General features: G+C 62.3%; 17 protein-coding genes and 3 pseudogenes. 17 read left to right on the top strand and 3 right to left on the bottom strand.

The features are described 5' to 3' along the window. Nucleotides 1-50: 50 nt before the first annotated feature. The 3 genes and pseudogenes from E5W87_RS25075 to E5W87_RS25065 all read left to right on the top strand — a co-directional run. A pseudogene (locus tag E5W87_RS25075) lies at nucleotides 51-524 on the top strand (MgtC/SapB family protein); the annotation flags it as partial. 177 nt (nucleotides 525-701) lie between these two features. Beyond that, nucleotides 702-1,085, top strand: a pseudogene (locus E5W87_RS25070) (hypothetical protein); the annotation flags it as partial. Between the two features lie 34 nt (nucleotides 1,086-1,119). Further along, the gene (locus E5W87_RS25065) at nucleotides 1,120-1,710 is read left to right on the top strand and encodes an NAD(P)H-dependent oxidoreductase (RefSeq protein ID WP_292403706.1); all 591 of its coding nucleotides are present in this window, start codon (nucleotides 1,120-1,122) and stop codon (nucleotides 1,708-1,710) included. Nucleotides 1,711-1,863: 153 nt separating this feature from the next. Here the strand turns inward: E5W87_RS25065 and E5W87_RS25060 are convergent, their stop codons facing one another. Together E5W87_RS25060 and E5W87_RS25055 are read right to left on the bottom strand one after the other, a co-directional pair. Continuing rightward, nucleotides 1,864-2,220: a hypothetical protein gene (locus E5W87_RS25060; RefSeq protein WP_292403704.1), complete on the bottom strand. Its 357-nt coding sequence runs from the start codon at nucleotides 2,218-2,220 to the stop codon at nucleotides 1,864-1,866. Continuing rightward, nucleotides 2,217-2,789: a hypothetical protein gene (locus E5W87_RS25055; protein WP_292403700.1), complete on the bottom strand. Its 573-nt coding sequence runs from the start codon at nucleotides 2,787-2,789 to the stop codon at nucleotides 2,217-2,219. Before E5W87_RS25055 ends, E5W87_RS25060 begins: the two co-directional genes overlap by 4 nt. Nucleotides 2,790-3,442: 653 nt before the next feature. Here E5W87_RS25055 and arcD point away from each other — a divergent pair. Genes arcD through arcC form a run of 4 tightly spaced genes read left to right on the top strand, consistent with a single transcriptional unit; the run spans nucleotide 3,443 to nucleotide 8,080 of the window. Further along, the gene (arcD, locus tag E5W87_RS25050) at nucleotides 3,443-4,909 is read left to right on the top strand and encodes an arginine-ornithine antiporter (protein WP_292403697.1); all 1,467 of its coding nucleotides are present in this window, start codon (nucleotides 3,443-3,445) and stop codon (nucleotides 4,907-4,909) included. Beyond that, on the top strand, nucleotides 4,906-6,138 hold the full coding sequence (locus tag E5W87_RS25045) for an arginine deiminase (RefSeq protein WP_292403694.1): 1,233 nt from the start codon (nucleotides 4,906-4,908) through the stop codon (nucleotides 6,136-6,138). Before arcD ends, E5W87_RS25045 begins: the two co-directional genes overlap by 4 nt. A gap of 18 nt (nucleotides 6,139-6,156) precedes the next feature. After that, nucleotides 6,157-7,158: an ornithine carbamoyltransferase gene (argF, locus tag E5W87_RS25040; protein WP_292403691.1), complete on the top strand. Its 1,002-nt coding sequence runs from the start codon at nucleotides 6,157-6,159 to the stop codon at nucleotides 7,156-7,158. Nucleotide 7,159: 1 nt separating this feature from the next. Then, on the top strand, nucleotides 7,160-8,080 hold the full coding sequence (gene arcC, locus E5W87_RS25035) for a carbamate kinase (RefSeq protein WP_292403688.1): 921 nt from the start codon (nucleotides 7,160-7,162) through the stop codon (nucleotides 8,078-8,080). A 54-nt stretch (nucleotides 8,081-8,134) separates the two neighbouring features. On the opposite strand, the gene E5W87_RS25030 is transcribed toward arcC, so the two are convergent. Then, the gene (locus E5W87_RS25030; RefSeq protein WP_292403685.1) at nucleotides 8,135-8,338 is read right to left on the bottom strand and encodes a hypothetical protein; all 204 of its coding nucleotides are present in this window, start codon (nucleotides 8,336-8,338) and stop codon (nucleotides 8,135-8,137) included. Between the two features lie 228 nt (nucleotides 8,339-8,566). Between E5W87_RS25030 and E5W87_RS25025 the strand changes: the two genes are divergently transcribed. The 10 genes and pseudogenes from E5W87_RS25025 to E5W87_RS24985 all read left to right on the top strand — a co-directional run. Then, entirely contained in the window at nucleotides 8,567-9,121 is a 555-nt protein-coding gene (locus E5W87_RS25025) for a hypothetical protein (RefSeq protein WP_292403683.1), read from the top strand. A 185-nt stretch (nucleotides 9,122-9,306) separates the two neighbouring features. After that, nucleotides 9,307-9,849 (top strand): DUF305 domain-containing protein, encoded by a 543-nt coding sequence (locus E5W87_RS25020; RefSeq protein ID WP_292403680.1) that lies wholly within the window; start codon nucleotides 9,307-9,309, stop codon nucleotides 9,847-9,849. Between the two features lie 12 nt (nucleotides 9,850-9,861). After that, nucleotides 9,862-10,140: a DUF5676 family membrane protein gene (locus E5W87_RS25015; protein WP_292403676.1), complete on the top strand. Its 279-nt coding sequence runs from the start codon at nucleotides 9,862-9,864 to the stop codon at nucleotides 10,138-10,140. Between the two features lie 10 nt (nucleotides 10,141-10,150). Continuing rightward, the gene (locus E5W87_RS25010) at nucleotides 10,151-10,618 is read left to right on the top strand and encodes a hypothetical protein (RefSeq protein ID WP_292403673.1); all 468 of its coding nucleotides are present in this window, start codon (nucleotides 10,151-10,153) and stop codon (nucleotides 10,616-10,618) included. 42 nt (nucleotides 10,619-10,660) lie between these two features. After that, on the top strand, nucleotides 10,661-10,993 hold the full coding sequence (locus E5W87_RS25005) for a DUF2933 domain-containing protein (RefSeq protein WP_292403709.1): 333 nt from the start codon (nucleotides 10,661-10,663) through the stop codon (nucleotides 10,991-10,993). Nucleotides 10,994-10,995: 2 nt separating this feature from the next. Further along, entirely contained in the window at nucleotides 10,996-11,664 is a 669-nt protein-coding gene (locus tag E5W87_RS25000; RefSeq protein ID WP_292403670.1) for an isoprenylcysteine carboxylmethyltransferase family protein, read from the top strand. A gap of 56 nt (nucleotides 11,665-11,720) precedes the next feature. Further along, a complete protein-coding gene (locus tag E5W87_RS36160) occupies nucleotides 11,721-11,825 on the top strand; it encodes a twin-arginine translocation signal domain-containing protein (RefSeq protein ID WP_367118873.1) in 105 nt (34 codons plus the stop codon). Between the two features lie 77 nt (nucleotides 11,826-11,902). Beyond that, on the top strand, nucleotides 11,903-14,326 hold the full coding sequence (locus tag E5W87_RS24995) for a cation-translocating P-type ATPase (protein ID WP_292403667.1): 2,424 nt from the start codon (nucleotides 11,903-11,905) through the stop codon (nucleotides 14,324-14,326). Between the two features lie 110 nt (nucleotides 14,327-14,436). Then, nucleotides 14,437-15,201 carry an MFS transporter gene (locus E5W87_RS24990; RefSeq protein WP_292403663.1) on the top strand — a complete coding sequence of 255 codons (765 nt, stop codon included), beginning with the start codon at nucleotides 14,437-14,439 and terminating at the stop codon, nucleotides 15,199-15,201. 23 nt (nucleotides 15,202-15,224) lie between these two features. Then, nucleotides 15,225-15,407, top strand: a pseudogene (locus E5W87_RS24985) (MFS transporter); the annotation flags it as partial.

Here is a 15,407-nt window from a genome sequence, read left to right as displayed (position 1 = left end):
GTGGGTCCGCGACCACCTGCCGATGGCCGCGGCCTGAAAGCCGCCACACCATGGATTCGCTCATCGCACGGCTCGGACTGGCCCTGGCAATAGGCCTTCTCGTCGGACTGGAGCGTGGCTGGCGCGAGCGGGACAAACCCGATTACAGCCGGACGGCCGGAATTCGAACGTTCGGCATATCCGGCCTGCTCGGCGGTATCCTCGCAGCGCTGGCCGCTGCGCTCGACGCAGTTTCCGTGCTGGTCGGTGGCGTCGTCGCCTTTGCGGCAATCTTCGCCTGGTACAAGGCGCGAGAGGCTGCCCATGACGAGGATTTCAGCGTTACGGCAGTGATAGCGGGCCTTTGCGTGTTCGCGCTCGGTGCGCTTTCCGTCGCTGGCGATTACCGGGCCGCGGCTGCCGGAGGGGCAGCACTTGCGGCGGTCCTTGCCAGTCGCGAGGTCCTGCACGGCCTTCTGGAGCGATTGACCTGGATCGAGCTTCGTTCGGCGATGATCCTGGCGGTGATGACCGCAATCGTTTTGAATCGGCCCGGTCAGGTTTTGGTTGCCGTTGGCCGGCGCAACCCTGATCGCAGCAGTGGCCGGCTATGGCGCGATGTTGCTGACCTTCTGACAGGACCGAGACATCCCAGCCCCTTTGATGCGGATCAAGGCCAAGTCTGGTCGCGGCGCTATGAAATTCCGTCAAAGGAGTTCGCCATGACCAATCTGAAGGATCTTAACCCGAAATTCCGGCATGTCCGGCTGCTGCTTGCCCGCGAGAAGGACCGCCCGGGCGGGCATCGCGAAGAGGGCTATGACGTGCTCGCTCCATTGACGAGCGAGGGCCGGATCGATGCGGAAGAATGGAAATCGCACAGGGCTTCCTGCCGCGTTCGCCGTTTTCGCACCGGTGAAGAAGACCTGATCGGCCGGCTGCGGCGCAAGCCCGGCGGACAGTGGTATTTCGACTATGCCGAAGGCGATCGCGACGACGAGATCGGCTTCCATCTCGGCGACGAACGCTTCGTAACCGGCGAATATGTTTCGATCGAACGCAACGGCGCCATACACACCTATCAGGTGGCACGGGTCGAACGGCCTTACCACATTGAGCAAAGCGCCTTAGGAGTAACTGATGCCGCGACGCATCCTGATTGTGATCGGCCATCCCGATCCGTCTCCGGACCGGCTCTGCCGCGGTCTGGCCAAGGCCTATGGCGAGGGTGCGGAACAGGCGGGGCATGTCGTTCGTCGGGTTGATCTGGCGGCGCTCGATTTTCCGATGCTGCGCACGATGCAGGAGTTTGAACACGGCGTGGTCCCCAACAGCTTGAACGAGGCCGCCGAAGCGATCGTCTGGGCGGAGCACATCGTCTTTGTCTTTCCGCTCTGGCTCGGAACCATGCCGGCCTTGCTCAAAGCTTTTCTGGAACAGGTCATGCGGCCGGGAACCGCCTTTGCCTACCCGGACGAGGGTGGCGGCTTCCCCAAGACGCTGCTTCGCGGCCGCTCCGCCCGTATGGTGGTGACGATGGGCATGCCCTCCATTTTTTACCGGCTTTGGTTCCTCAGCCACGGCATTGCGGGCATGCGGCGGAGCATTCTGCGCTTTGCCGGCATCAGCCCGGTGCGCGAAACCTTGTTCGGCATGGTCGCGGGCGCCGGCGATGCGACGAGGGCGAAAGGGCTCGGACAAATCCGCAAGCTCGGTGAGCGGGCCAGATAGTCCGGTTGGAGTCGATCACGGCACCAGGACGGCACTTTGCCGCCCTTGCGCACAGCACGCAACGCGATCGGGACCAAATCACCGAACGGGAGCGAAGATGATCGCGGCGTGACGGGTAAGCTCAGTGATGGATTCGGCGCCGAACCTCTTGGCTTAGACGAAAAGGTACCAGAACGGCGGGAAGGTTAGTAGGAATCCTAGCCCGAGCAAGACGAGCGCTGCGATATTGACGGCGCGCATGTTCACCGTTTCCTTTCGCCAAATCCGTGACAGCCCGTACCAAGCAACCAGCCAAACGATGATCGTTACGGTCGTCTTGCCGGAGAGCGGACCGACAGGATTGTAGAAATTCAATAGACCCCGCAGTCCGGGCGACAGCTCGGACGCAAAGGCTAGAACGCCGATGGCAGCACAACCGACGCCCGCTGCCAGAATGGCCGCAGCTCCGGGGCCATTCGGGATGGTCTCAACGGTCTTTCCAAACTCGACCGCATTTTGCGACATAGTCATGGCCCTTCCTCCTGCATCAGAATGATCACATCGCCACCCCGAATCGGAGCGTATTTGTTCAGGAATGCACCGAACGCTCCGCCGATTCCCGTGGCGACAAAGGCAGCCACGGCGAAGCCTAGTACCGAGATGCGCATGTTCCGGTGTTGAATGATTGCTCGCCCGTATTTCATGGTAACGTAGGCCACCATGGTCATGGCGATCGGTGCTAGCCAGCCTACATGCTCTTTCCATTCCATGCCGACGTTATGCCACTCGGATGTCTTCCCACTGGACAGGAGCAATCGCCGCGGATAGTCCGCGAGATCGGTGACGCCTTCCGGCGGAACGGCTCGATACCAAGGATAGATGACGTAGGTGCCAGAGAACACAGTGAGCCACGCGAGTATCACCATCGCCACGAGGTAAAGACCAAGCAGTGTTTGGCCTCCCGCGCTCATCGCCGACGGCGCGCCAGGCGCAGAAAGTCGATAGAGTTCGACCAGCGCGCCGGAGAACGCCAGCATGAACAGGGCTCCAAACCCCATTCCATGCAGCACCGTCATGAGGTCGTGCGTTGTAATTTCCATGACAGACCCCTTTCATTGACTAGTCATTGCCTAGCTACTTTAGCGATCTCGCATGTTATTTCATTGATTTATATCAAAATCTCCCACTTACGGGCGTTACACTGCTTACCGCAGGCGACGTTTCACCCCTTCTGCGGGTCGACCTAGACGCTCGATTGCCGATTCGGTGGGCGATGCAAAAGTTCAAACACGGCGCGTTTCCTGACAGCCTCAAGGATACCGCCGACGGATCTGGAGCAGGTCATGCGGCCGGGAACGGCTTCGCCAACCGGACAAGCATCGCGGCTTGACCAAGAGACTGCTTCGCGGCAGGTCTGCTCGGGTCGTGGTAACTATGGGCATGCCCTCCGTTTTTATCGGCTTTGGTCCTCAGCCACGGTATTGCCGGCATGCGTCGAAGCATCCCCCATTTGTGTCGGCATCCGTCTGGTGCGCGAGACCGCGACGCGGGCGAAATGGCTCGGGCAAATGTGCAGGCTCGGCGCGCGAGCATCCGGCCACCGCCCGTGTTCCTTGAATCACGTCAAAGGCCACCGCATCCCAACGAAAAGAACCCGATCCGAGTGCGCAACTGTTTGACGCGCGTCAAAGTTGCCCGCCGCCTTTTCCTGTTCATTGCCTCCCATCGAGATCTTCAAACCCGGGAGAGCATCATGACGACGGCCGGAATAGATATCCCTATTCGAAAAGTGACGAGCACAGCAGCAACGAAACTTCGATTGGGTTCCCTCACGGCACTGGTGATCGGCTCGATGGTCGGCTCCGGCGTGTTCAGCCTGCCGCAGAATATGGCGGCCGGCGCCGGTCCTCTTGCCATTCTGATTGGATGGGTCATCACCGCGGTCGGCATGCTGGCGCTCGTCTTCGTCTATCAGTCGCTTGCAACCCGCAAGCCCGCACTCGACGCGGGTCCCTACGCCTACGCCAAGGCCGGCTTCGGTCCCTTCATCGGCTTCAACAGCGCCTGGGGCTACTGGATCAGCGCATGGGTCGGCAACGTTTCCTACGCGGTGATCGTGTTCAGCGCCCTGTCCTATTTCTTTCCGGCCTTCGGCGACGGAAACACCTGGCAGGCCGTGCTCGGTGCATCGATCCTGCTGTGGCTGATCCACGCCCTGGTTCTCGCAGGCATCCGTCAGGCAACAGTCGTGAACCTGATTGTCACGGTGGCAAAGACCGCTCCGATCGTTCTGTTCGTCGGCGTCGTCGCGGTTGCCTTCAAACTCGATGTCTGGTCTCTCGACTTCAGCGGGCTTGGCAACGCCGACCTCGGCTCGATCACCGCACAGGTGAAGAGCACGATGATGGTGACCCTTTGGGTGTTTATAGGCATCGAGGGCGCCAGCGTATTCTCCGGCCGTGCCGAGCGCCGCGAGGACATCGCCATGGCGACCGTCCTAGGCTTCTTCACTTGCCTCGCGCTCTACGCGCTGGTCTCGCTGCTGTCGCTCGGCATCTTGAGCCAGCCTGAGCTCGCCGCGCTGAAGAACCCCTCCATGGCCGGTGTCCTGGAGGCGGTTGTCGGACCCTGGGGCGCCATCCTCATCAACATCGCCCTTGTTGTGTCGGTGGTCGGCGCCTTCCTGAGCTGGACGCTGCTTGCCGCGGAAATTCCGTATGTCGCCGCCAAGGACGGGACGATGCCGAAATTCTTTGGCCAGGAGAGCGAGCGCGGCGTGCCGTCGACCTCGCTCTTGATAACCAACCTGCTCGTCCAGGCATTCCTGGTGATCACGCTCTTCGCGCAAAGCACCTACCAGGCGCTGTTCTATATCGCGTCGGCCGCAATCCTGGTGCCTTACATGTTTTCGGGAGCCTACGCGGCCAAGCTCGCGCTGACCGGAGAGAGTTATGAGAGCGGCGAGCAACGTGCCGGGCCCCTTTTCGCCGGGCTGCTGGCGACGATCTACGGACTGTGGCTCGTCTACGCGGCGGGGCCCGCCTACCTGTTCATGTGCGCGATCCTGTATGCGCCCGGCATCCTCTTCTACATCTGGGCCCGCCGCGAAACCAACCAGCGCATCTTCCATCCTGCCGAAGCAGCACTCGCCACAGCGCTCGCCTTCGCCGGTATCGCTGCCGCCTACCTCATCTGGAACGGGAGCATCAGCCCGCTATGAACGCTCCTATCACCACGACCAAGCTTGGCGCCTTTTCTGAAGTTGGCCGGCTGCGCGAGGTGCTGGTGCACCGCCCCGATCTCAGCCTGCAAAGGCTGACGCCGGACAACTGCAAGGCTTTGCTTTTTGACGATGTCCTGTGGGTCAAAAAGGCACGGCAGGAGCATGATGTCTTCGTCGACGCGCTGCGCGAACGCGGCGTTGCGGTGCATTTGTTCGGGGAACTCCTGGCCGATACCATGAGTCTGACCAAGGCTCGCGACTGGCTTCTTGATCGCCGGATCCATCCCGGCGTCGTCGGGCTCGATATGGTTGACGAGATGCGGGGGTGGCTCAACGAGATGCCCTCACCGCAGCTGGCGTCCTACCTCGTCGGCGGCATCGCTCGCGCAGAGCTGCCTTTCGAACCAAGCGGATTGACCGGAAGGACGCTCGCGCCCCAGGACTTCGTGCTTCCACCGCTGCCCAACCAGCTTTTCACCCGCGACAGTTCCTGCTGGATTTATGGCTCGGTCTCGGTCAATGCCATGTACTGGCCCGCGAGGCGGCCAGAAGCGGCCAATGTCGAAGCCGTCTACCGCTTCCACCCCCACTTTCGCGACAGCGGCATCCCCTTCGTTTCACCTGACCCGGGAACCGGCATCAGCCTGGAAGGCGGAGACGTCATGCCCATCGGCGATGGGACGGTTCTCGTCGGCATGGGAGAGCGGACCACGCCACAAGCCGTGGGCGCCCTCGCACGCAGCCTGTTCGCTGCTGGCGAAGCGACGCGCGTGATCGCCGCGCTGATGCCGCGGGACCGCAGCTTCATGCATCTCGACACGGTGTTCACTTTCTGCGACCGCGACGTGGTCACCATGTACCCGCCAGTGGTCGAGCGGCTGCACGCCTTCTCGCTGCGGCCGGGCGACGGAGCGGCGACGGTCGAGGTCACGGATGAGACAAAACCGTTCACAGAGGTCGTTGCCCAAGCGCTCGGATTGAAATCGCTGCGGATAATCGCCACCGGTGGCGACCGTTATGAGGCCGAGCGCGAGCAATGGGATGATGGCAACAACGTCGTTGCGCTCGAGCCCGGCGTGGTCATCGGCTACGACCGCAACGTCTACACCAATACGCTTCTGCGCCGCGCCGGGATTGAAGTCATCACTGTCGAGGGCGCCGAACTCAGCCGCGGTCGCGGCGGCGGGCACTGCATGACCTGTCCCATTGCCCGCGACCCGTTTTGACCCGAAAGGAAACTCTCCATGTCGATCAATCTTCACGGCCGCTCCGTTCTGACCCTGGACGATCTCACGGCTGACGAGATCCGTTTTCTTCTGAAGCTGGCGGCCGATCTCAAGGCCGCCAAGCTTGCCGGGCACGAGATACCGCGGCTCACCCGGAAAAACATCGCGCTGATCTTTGAAAAGGATTCGACGCGCACACGCACGGGGTTCGAAGTCGCGGCCTATGACCAATGTGCCCATGTCACCTATTTCGGCCCCAGCGGCAGCCATATCGGCCATAAGGAATCGATGAAGGACACCGCTCGTGTGCTCGGCCGGATGTACGACGCGATAGAGTATCGCGGCTTTGCCCAGCACCAGGCCGAACTGCTTGCCGTGCATGCTGGCGTGCCAGTTTACAACGGGCTCACCGACGAGGCGCATCCGACGCAGATCCTCGCCGATTTGATGACCATGCGCGAGTTCACGCACAAGCATCTTTCGGACGTGACGGTGACCTTTGTCGGCGAGGGTCGCGACAATGTCGCGCTGTCGCTGGCGCTCGGAGCAGCCAAGGTCGGCATTGACATGCGCATCGCCTCGCCCAAGGAGCTTTGGCCGGATGAGGGATTCTGCACCCATGTCAGGGAACTCGCCGACCATAGCGGCGGCCGCTTCAGGCTGGACGAAGACGTAAAGGGCTGCGTCCAGGGCGCCGACTTCGTCTACACCGACGTCTGGATGTCGATGGGCGAGGACAAGTCCGGCTGGGCCGAACGCATTCGTCTTTTGACGCCTTACCGGGTCACCAGCGACGTGATGTCTGCCGCCGGTAATCCTCACGTCAAATTCATGCATTGCCTGCCGGCGTTCCATGACACCGACACCGAGATCGGCGCCTTCATCGCACGGGAATACGGCATCGACTGCATGGAGGTCACTGACGAGGTATTCGAATCGGACGCCTCGATCGTCTTCGACCAGGCGGAAAACCGCTTGCATACGATCAAGGCCCTGCTCGTCGCTACGATCGGCAACTGAGATGCTTATCATCGTTGCGCTCGGCGGAAACGCACTGCTGCGCCGTGGGGAACCGATGACGGCCGGGAACCAGCGCAGCAACATCAAGCGGGCCGCATCCGTGCTGGCGGCCCTCGTCGGCGAAGGGCACTCGATCGTGATCACGCACGGCAACGGCCCGCAGGTTGGCCTGCTCGCGCTGCAGGCTGCCGCCCACCCGGGCGACGGAGCGTTTCCGCTGGACGTGCTCGGCGCCGAGAGCGCCGGTATGATCGGTTACGTGATCGAGCAGGAACTCGGCAACCTCCTAAAAGAGAGGCTGTTCGCAACGCTTCTGACGCAAGTAAAGGTGGACCCGCACGATTCGGCTTTCGCTCGCCCGACGAAGCCGATTGGCCCGGTCTACGATGAGGCAACCGCGACCAGGCTTGCCGCGGAACGCGGCTGGCAGCTCGCGCCCGATGGCGACAAATGGCGCCGTGTCGTGCCCTCGCCCAGACCGCTGGAGATTCTCGAAGCATCAGTGATCTCGTTCCTTGTCGAGCGCGGCGTTATCGTAATCTGCACGGGCGGCGGCGGGGTCCCGGTAATAGCGCGAGATGACGGCAGTCTTTGCGGAGTGGAGGCTGTCATCGACAAGGACCTGGCAAGTTCGCTTCTGGCGCGCCAATTGAAAGCCGACATGCTGCTCATGTTGACAGACGTCGACGCAGTCTATGTCGATTATGGCACCGCTACCGCCCGTGCGCTCTGGAGGGTTAACCCGACAGAGATATCAGGCCGGGATTTTCCCGCTGGCTCCATGGGGCCAAAGGTCAGCGCCGCAATCGAATTCACTGAGGGAACCGGCAAGCCTGCCGCTATCGGCAGGCTTGATGACGCCGTCGAAATTGCCAAAGGTGAACGCGGCACATGGTTTGAACCGGCGCTCGGATATGACTGATCCTCAGCGCCGGGCTGCGGCTCTGGCCAATGAGCCGGCCAAGGCCCGCCTCGATCAGCTGGTCGACGCGACCGTCTGCGCCCCTGTCTTCCCGAAATAAGCTGCTGCGTCTTTCGCCATCCGGTCAGTACACCAACGTGCGTAGACATCGGCAAAAATCAGGCCGAGCCAACGGGCCGGCGCCATTTGTGGCAGGTCGTAGTCGATGAACACCCGAAGTCGGCAGCTGCTCGATTCGGGGACGATCTCGAAACCCATTCGGTAACGGCCGATCACTCAGAGATTTGGGACACCGATGATTTCCCAGACCTTCAATCTGGGCGGCATCCGGATCGTAACCACCTGTTCCGCAGACAGTGCAATTCCAAGTATCCTGCCATGGAATCCAAATTACGAGCCGACCAAACGAGCTTCATATGCATCGAAGTCGTAGTCCATTTTCGAGCCGAGCATCATCCACGACGAGGCGCTCATATGAGTCCCGAGATGCCTGTGATCATCGAGATAGGCGAACACGGTCTCGGCCGCGGCTTCTATCCTGACGGTAGTCTCGGTGGAACGTGGCATTGCCGGCAAGCGCTCCCCCGGAGCCGCGGCTTTGATTTGCGTCAAAGCGGCGATGCGCAGCTATGCCACACTGCGAAGATGGAAATTGGACTGACCCAGCTTCGCGCCTTGCTTTCCATGCTCGTTCTGATCGCGGGCAGCGTAGTCATGGGCGCTGGTCTTGCCGGCCAAGGTCCCGGTATGGGCGCTGGTATCGACGCCATTGCCGAGTTTGCAGTTCCCCCCATTGGCGGCTCAAGCCCGGTGACAGGCGATGTCACGGCAACTGATCACAACGACGGCTGTTGCGAGCACGGCGCCGACTGCGCGTACTCGGCCGTATCGGGCTGTTGTGCTGCAAGCATTTCCGCCACCGGCGAATGTGGGGTCGTCAATTGCCCGTCCGGCACCGCCCGCTTCATGGCGGGCAAGGCGCTTCTGGCAACAGGCATCGACCCCGAGGCCCTCCTGCAACCTCCCCAGACCTTCGCCTGATATCGCGCCGTCGCGGCAATTGGGACTGTTGAACCCAGCAGCGCCCGCCAAGGCCGATAACACGCGAACGATCCGCCTAATCAAACCGGTATCGGCGATCCGGCTGTGCCTTGCGCACTCATTCTCAGAGTTCGCCTCGGCTTCACACCAACGACAAGGAAACAGCCATGAAGACCCACCTTGGAATGATCACGCTTGCCGCATTCACAGCTCTTTCGGGCGCGGCATTTGCCCAGACGGATCCGCACCATCCCGAGGGCGACGCACCGCAAGCCACGACAGCGGCCCCGGCCGAGGCGGTGCCGGGCGCGCTGCCCGAGCAGTGCACGACGATGACGTCAACGATGCAGAAGATGATGCCCATGATGCAGCAGATGATGCCGATGATGCAGATGATGATGCAGGGCGGCCAGGGCGGTATGATGCAGGGCGGCATGATGAACAACATGCCGATGGACACTGCCAACATGCCGGAGGCCTCCAGGACTTACATGGATGCCATGAAGCGAATGGACGGGCCGATGATGCAGGCCATCCAGGCCGAAGATCCCGATGTCGCCTTCGTCCAGTCGATGATTCCGCACCATCAAGGGGCGATCGACATGGCCCGTGCGGTTTTGCAATTCGGCAAGAATGATCAGGTCAGGGACTGGGCCAATCAGATCATCACGGCTCAGCAGGCCGAGATCGCTTCAATGCAAGAATGGCTCAAGCAACACGCGAAGTGACGGGAGGAACCCATGAACAAACTCAGCATTCTGTCCGTCGGCATCGCGCTGGGCGTGACGCTTGCACTGATGAGCATGCTTTGTGCTCTGGCCTTCGCCATCTGGCCGAACGCGACGCTCGACTTCTTCGGCGCCTTCATGCACGGGCTCGACTTCAGCGCGATCACATTGGCAGCGCAGATGAGCCCTGGCCGCGTTCTCTACGGCGTCGTCGGCCTTGGCGTCGTCGGCCTCGTGGCGGGTGTCGTCTACGCCTCGATCTACAACATCCTCGCCACCGGGCGCCGGTAGGGCGGGTCTCATGAAAGCTGCAGCCAATCCATGGACGATGTCGTCCGCAACGCTTGCCCTGGCCGGAACGATCATAGCGGGGATCGGCCTGTATTTCATAGTCCTCAGGCCGCCACTGTTGCCCGAGGATATCCGCTATATGAACCTCTCGGCCGCCGAGCTGGAAGCCTTCGGTCCGCGTCTTGCGATGTGGCTCACGCAGGTTTTCCGGGTGCTCGGCGGCTACGCCCTCGCCACCGGCGTTCTCCTGATTGCGCTGGCGCTCACGGCGTTCCGCGCGCGCCACCCGGTCGCGGTGGCCGGCGCTGTGGTTGGAGGCGCATCGTCCATCGGCTTGATGTCGATGGTCAACTTCATGATCGGCTCCGATTTCAAGTGGGCACTGTTTGCCTGCGCGCTGATCTGGGCCCTCAGCCTGGCGCTTTACGCCTTCGAAAGCCGCGCCTCGACCGCCGTGGCTGGCAATAGCAACCGCTAACAATCAAAGGGAATCCAACCCATGAACCCCGCCGCACACCGCATGTCCAATCCCCCGACCGGCTCCGAACCAGAACAGGAGACCGAGGCAGGAACGGGCGGATTCTGGACTTCGAAGACCGGTTTGGCCGCGATCGCCTTCCTGCTGATCGCCGCGTTTTTTCTTCTCTCCGAGCACCGGGCGCATACGTTCGGTGCCCTTCCCTTTCTGCTGCTGCTCGCCTGCCCTCTACTTCACATGTTCATGCATGGCGGCCATGGCGGTCACGGCAGTCATGCTGGGCACAAGAAGCAAGTCGGGCACCGGGGACAGGCCGGGCACAGGAAAACCGACCCGGGCGCGCAAGACGGCCCCACACACCACAAAGGAGCATGACCATGGTCGAGCAATCTTCCGCCTACGGCCTCTGGGGCCTGGCTATAATCAACTCGGCGATCTTCATCCTGTTCGCCTTCAGCTTCTTCAAGCCGCGAACCGGCCGTGACTGGCGCTCCTTCGGCGCATTCAGCGCCTTCCTGGTGGCGTTGTTTGCCGAGATGTACGGGTTCCCCCTGACGATCTACATGTTCTCAGGCTGGCTGCAGTCACGGTTCCCCGGCGTTGACTGGCTCTCGCATGATGCCGGTCACCTCCTGGAGATGATGTTCGGCTGGCGGCTCAATCCGCATTTCGGCCCCTTCCACATTCTCAGCTTCTTCCTGATCGGCGGCGGCTTCGTGCTGATCGCGAGTGCGTGGCGGGTGCTTTACGAAGCGCAGCGCCACAATCGCCTCGCAACCGGCGGCCCATATGCCTCCGTCCGGCATCCGCAGTATGTCGGCTTCGTTCTCGTCATGGCGGGCTTCCTCGTGCAGTGGCCGACGCTACTGACGGTGCTGATGTTCCCCGTTCTGGTTGGCATGTATGTGCGGCTTTCCTTCATCGAAGAGCGTGAAGCGAGAAAGGAATTCGGCGATGCCTACGACCGCTATGCGGCCCGCGTGCCCGCCTTTTTTCCGCATGTGGCTAGGCTGTTCGGTTCCGCCGGCGAGCGCCGTGCGCCCTAAAGGCAGGACCGTTTTAGCCTGATCTTGTGTTCTGACCGAAACCGAAGGAAACCATCATGAAACGCCGAGATATCCTGAAGGGCGCAGTGGCAGGCGCCGCAGCTCTTGCGATCCGTCGAACTTGGTCGCAGCAGCCTTCACCAACCAGTCAGGCGGCATGATGTCGGCCTTCGCTTACCGAAGCTGAGACACCGCTGGCGCGCGATCGCCACCACGATATGCGGCATGGAGAGCGACGATGAAAAAGATCAATCTGGAAGTGCGCGACCTAGTCGGCATGATGGACTTCGCGGCGATCGAAAAACGTCTCGAGGCACTGCCGGGCGTTGCCGGTGTCGCGATGAATGCGGGGTCGACCACCGCCACCATCGAGTTCGACGAACAGCGGACGAGCCCGCAGGCCCTTGCCCGGGAAATCGAGGCCTGCGGCTTCCATTGCCACGGCGAGGTCGTGCCGCGGCATCTATGCATTCCCGACGGCACGACGATTCCGGGGCATCCGCACGCGACCTCCGGGCACGCCGGACATGATCATCGGGCGTACGCCGCCGTGATCCAATCGGGTCCCGCGGACCAGGGAACGGTTGCGGCCAAGGTGCCGCACGACGCCATGGCCCATGAGATGGGACACGGCGCCGGCATGGACATGCAAGGCATGGTCAAGGACATGCGCAACCGTTTCCTTGTCAGCGTGGTTTTCACGCTGCCGATCTTTGCCATGGAGCCGATGGGTCTGGGCGAGCCCTGGTTGCGCCCGCCTTTCGGACTGAGCGAAGACGTCGCGATGTTTTTCCTCGCCAGCGCCGCGATCCTCTATCCGGTCTGGCCGTTTCTGGTCGCCGCCTGGCGGGCCCTGCGCAACGGCGTCCTCAACATGGCCGTGCTGGTGGTGCTGAGCGTCGGCACCGGCTACCTGTTCAGCGTCGGCGCGACCTTCTTCTTCGAGGGCCAGCAATTCTATGAGGCCGCCAGCGTGCTGCTCGTGTTCATCCTGCTCGGCCATTGGCTGGAGATGCGCGCCCGCGCCGGGGCCTCGGCCGCGATCAGGGCCCTGCTCGACCTCGCCCCGCCCAAGGCCACCGTCTTGCGCGATGGCACGGAGGCCGAGATTGCGACCGCGGACGTCGTGCTCGGCGACATCGTGGTCCTGCGCCCCGGCAACAAGCTTCCCGTCGATGGCGAGGTGATCGAGGGCGGTTCGACCATCGATGAATCGATGCTGACCGGCGAGTCGATGCCGGTTACCAAGAAGGTCGGCGACAAGGTCATCGGGGCAACTATCAACAAGAGTGGCACTCTGCGCTACCGCTCGACCAAGGTGGGCGCCGACACGGCCTTGGCGCAGATCGTCAAGCTGGTCCAGGAAGCCCAGAATTCGAAGGCGCCGGCGCAGCTGCTCGCCGATCGTGCCTCGCAATGGCTGGTGCTCGCTGCGATCGTCATCGGGCTTGCGACCTTCGCCGTCTGGTTCTGGTGGCTCAGCCAACCACTGCTGTTCGCGATGACCCTGACCATCACCGTCTTCGTCATCGCTTGTCCCGATGCGCTTGGCCTCGCCACGCCGATGGCCGTCGTGGTCGGTACCGGCCTTGGCGCTTCCAACGGAATCCTGTTCAAGAATGCCGCCGCTCTCGAGGACGCGACCAAGCTCGACGTGATCGTCTTCGATAAGACCGGCACGCTGACCATGGGCCAGCCCAAGGTCGTCGAGATCGTTCCCGCGGCCGGCGTTTCACGCGACGAGGTTCTGCAGGTCGCGGCCGCCGTGGACCAGGGCTCGGATCACCCGTTGGCCGTCGCCATCGTCGAGCGGGCCAAGGACCTGAAGCTTCCCAAGGTTTCGGGTTTCCTTAACATCGAAGGCAAGGGCGCCAGCGCCGTCGTCGGCGGAAGTCCGGTATTCCTCGGCAATCGGCGCCTCATGGACGAACAGAAGATCGATCTTCTGGCGCTCGGCGAGAAGGCCGAGACGCTCAAGGGCGAAGGTCGCACCGTCATTCACGTGGCGCAGTCCGGCAAGCTGCTCGGGCTCATTGCGATTGCCGACACGCCGCGTCCGACAGCCATCCCAACGATTGCCAAACTGCACGAGCAGGGCGTGCGCGTGGCCATGCTGACGGGCGACAATGCCGGCACCGCTAGGCGCATCGCGGACATGCTCGGCATCGACATCGTCCTGGCCGATGTCTTGCCGGGGCAGAAGGCGGAACAGATCAAGGAGCTGCAGGGACAGGGGCTGAAGGTCGGCATGGTCGGCGACGGCATCAACGACGCGCCGGCCCTGACTCAGGCCGATGTCGGCTTCGCCATCGGAGCGGGCACCGATGTCGCGATAGAGAGCGCCGACATCGTGCTGATGAAGAGCGATCCCTACGACGTGGTCGGTGCGATGACGCTCTCGCGCGCCACGCTGCGCAAGATGCACCAGAATCTGTGGTGGGCGGTCGGATACAATCTCATCGCCTTCCCGATCGCGGCAGGCGTGTTCTACCCGTTCCTGCTCAGCCCCGAGCTTGCGGCTCTGGCAATGTCGGGCAGCTCGGCTCTCGTGGCCATCAACGCGCTTTTGCTCAAGCGAACCCGGCTCGAAGGGATTAGACCTGCCGCTATATCGACGACCGAAGGCACCGCTCATCAGCACCCGAGCAGCGCGCAGGCATGAGCGGGTCGACGTAAGCCCAGCAACGCACGTCGCGAAAGAGCTTGGCCGCACTTCTCATCTCGGCCTTTGTCGTTGCTCTCGGCTACGGAATCGTCTTGCCGGTCCTGCCGATGATGGTCGAGCGGCTTGCCGGTGCCACAGATCCGACATTCAATGCGCGGCAGATTGGGTTCTTGACTGCTGCCTATGTCGCCGCGCCGGTGGCCGCCGCTTTCCTCTGGGGGAAGTGGTCGGATTTGATCGGGCGCAGACCCATCCTTGTCGTCGGTCTGATCGGCTTTGCCATCACCCTGGCCGCTTCGGCGCTGGCCCCAAGTCTGCTCGTTCTTTATGTCGGTCGGATATTGAATGGCGGCTTCGCGGCTGCCGTGGGGCCAACGGCTCTTGCGTTCATTGCCGACGCTGAAGGCGGGGCCGACGCTGAAGGCGGGGACGATCGCCGCACAAGGGCGTTCGGCTGGATGAGCATGGCATCGATCGCAGGCTTCCTGGTCGGGCCGACGCTCGGCGGACTCGCTGCGGAACTGAAGCTTGACTTGGGCGTCGCGGCTGTCCCACCGCAGACCGTTCCCTTCCTTCTTGCGTCCGGCCTCGCCGTAGCGGCAGCTCTTGGCGTGTGGTTTGTGTTGCCTGGAAAACTGTTGCCGGCGCCCCATGCTGAGGCGAGCAAGCGCAGCTCGTCAATGTTCGTACCCGGAGAGCTACGGCTGCTCGCTCTTGCCGCCGTGGCCGCGGCAGGGCTTAGTGCATTCGAGGTCGGGCTCACCCTTCGAAACGTTGAACTCGCCATGGGTCCGGCCGCGCTCGGCCTCATGTTCGCGACATGCAGCGTTGTCATGTTTGCGGTCCAGGCATTGTCTTTTCGCCCCTCGTGAAACCCGCAGCGGCGAGGCTGCTTGTGACCCCTGCCTACCTGGTGATGGCGATCGGCCTGGCGCTTATTCCGACGATTGCTGGGCTCACGGAAATGCTGTTCGCTGTTTCCGTCGTCGCTGCTTCGGCCGGGGTCATCAGCCCACTGCTCGCCTACTGGGTGTCGCGCATCAGCGCACGAAGCCAGGGTGTGGAACTTGGCATCCAG

Origin of the sequence: Mesorhizobium sp., assembly GCF_004962925.1 — a bacterium.
GTDB lineage: Bacteria > Pseudomonadota > Alphaproteobacteria > Rhizobiales > Rhizobiaceae > Mesorhizobium.
The sequence above is the reverse complement of the archived record's forward strand: the minus strand, read 5'-3'. Positions and strand labels throughout refer to the sequence as shown.

Bases quoted from the DNA above. Each gene is read 5' to 3' on its own strand.
- E5W87_RS25060 (WP_292403704.1), bottom strand. From the start codon at position 2,220: ATGACTATGTCGCAAAATGCGGTCGAGTTTGGAAAGACCGTTGAGACC.
- argF (WP_292403691.1), top strand. From the start codon at position 6,157: ATGTCGATCAATCTTCACGGCCGCTCCGTTCTGACCCTGGACGATCTC.
- E5W87_RS24995 (WP_292403667.1), top strand. From the start codon at position 11,903: ATGAAAAAGATCAATCTGGAAGTGCGCGACCTAGTCGGCATGATGGAC.
- E5W87_RS25015 (WP_292403676.1), top strand. From the start codon at position 9,862: ATGAACAAACTCAGCATTCTGTCCGTCGGCATCGCGCTGGGCGTGACG.
- E5W87_RS24990 (WP_292403663.1), top strand. From the start codon at position 14,437: ATGATGGTCGAGCGGCTTGCCGGTGCCACAGATCCGACATTCAATGCG.
- E5W87_RS25055 (WP_292403700.1), bottom strand. From the start codon at position 2,789: ATGGAAATTACAACGCACGACCTCATGACGGTGCTGCATGGAATGGGG.
- E5W87_RS25005 (WP_292403709.1), top strand. From the start codon at position 10,661: ATGTCCAATCCCCCGACCGGCTCCGAACCAGAACAGGAGACCGAGGCA.
- E5W87_RS25010 (WP_292403673.1), top strand. From the start codon at position 10,151: ATGAAAGCTGCAGCCAATCCATGGACGATGTCGTCCGCAACGCTTGCC.
- E5W87_RS25030 (WP_292403685.1), bottom strand. From the start codon at position 8,338: ATGGGTTTCGAGATCGTCCCCGAATCGAGCAGCTGCCGACTTCGGGTG.
- E5W87_RS25000 (WP_292403670.1), top strand. From the start codon at position 10,996: ATGGTCGAGCAATCTTCCGCCTACGGCCTCTGGGGCCTGGCTATAATC.
- E5W87_RS25065 (WP_292403706.1), top strand. From the start codon at position 1,120: ATGCCGCGACGCATCCTGATTGTGATCGGCCATCCCGATCCGTCTCCG.
- E5W87_RS25020 (WP_292403680.1), top strand. From the start codon at position 9,307: ATGATCACGCTTGCCGCATTCACAGCTCTTTCGGGCGCGGCATTTGCC.
- E5W87_RS25045 (WP_292403694.1), top strand. From the start codon at position 4,906: ATGAACGCTCCTATCACCACGACCAAGCTTGGCGCCTTTTCTGAAGTT.
- arcC (WP_292403688.1), top strand. From the start codon at position 7,160: ATGCTTATCATCGTTGCGCTCGGCGGAAACGCACTGCTGCGCCGTGGG.
- arcD (WP_292403697.1), top strand. From the start codon at position 3,443: ATGACGACGGCCGGAATAGATATCCCTATTCGAAAAGTGACGAGCACA.
- E5W87_RS36160 (WP_367118873.1), top strand. From the start codon at position 11,721: ATGAAACGCCGAGATATCCTGAAGGGCGCAGTGGCAGGCGCCGCAGCT.
- E5W87_RS25025 (WP_292403683.1), top strand. From the start codon at position 8,567: ATGCCTGTGATCATCGAGATAGGCGAACACGGTCTCGGCCGCGGCTTC.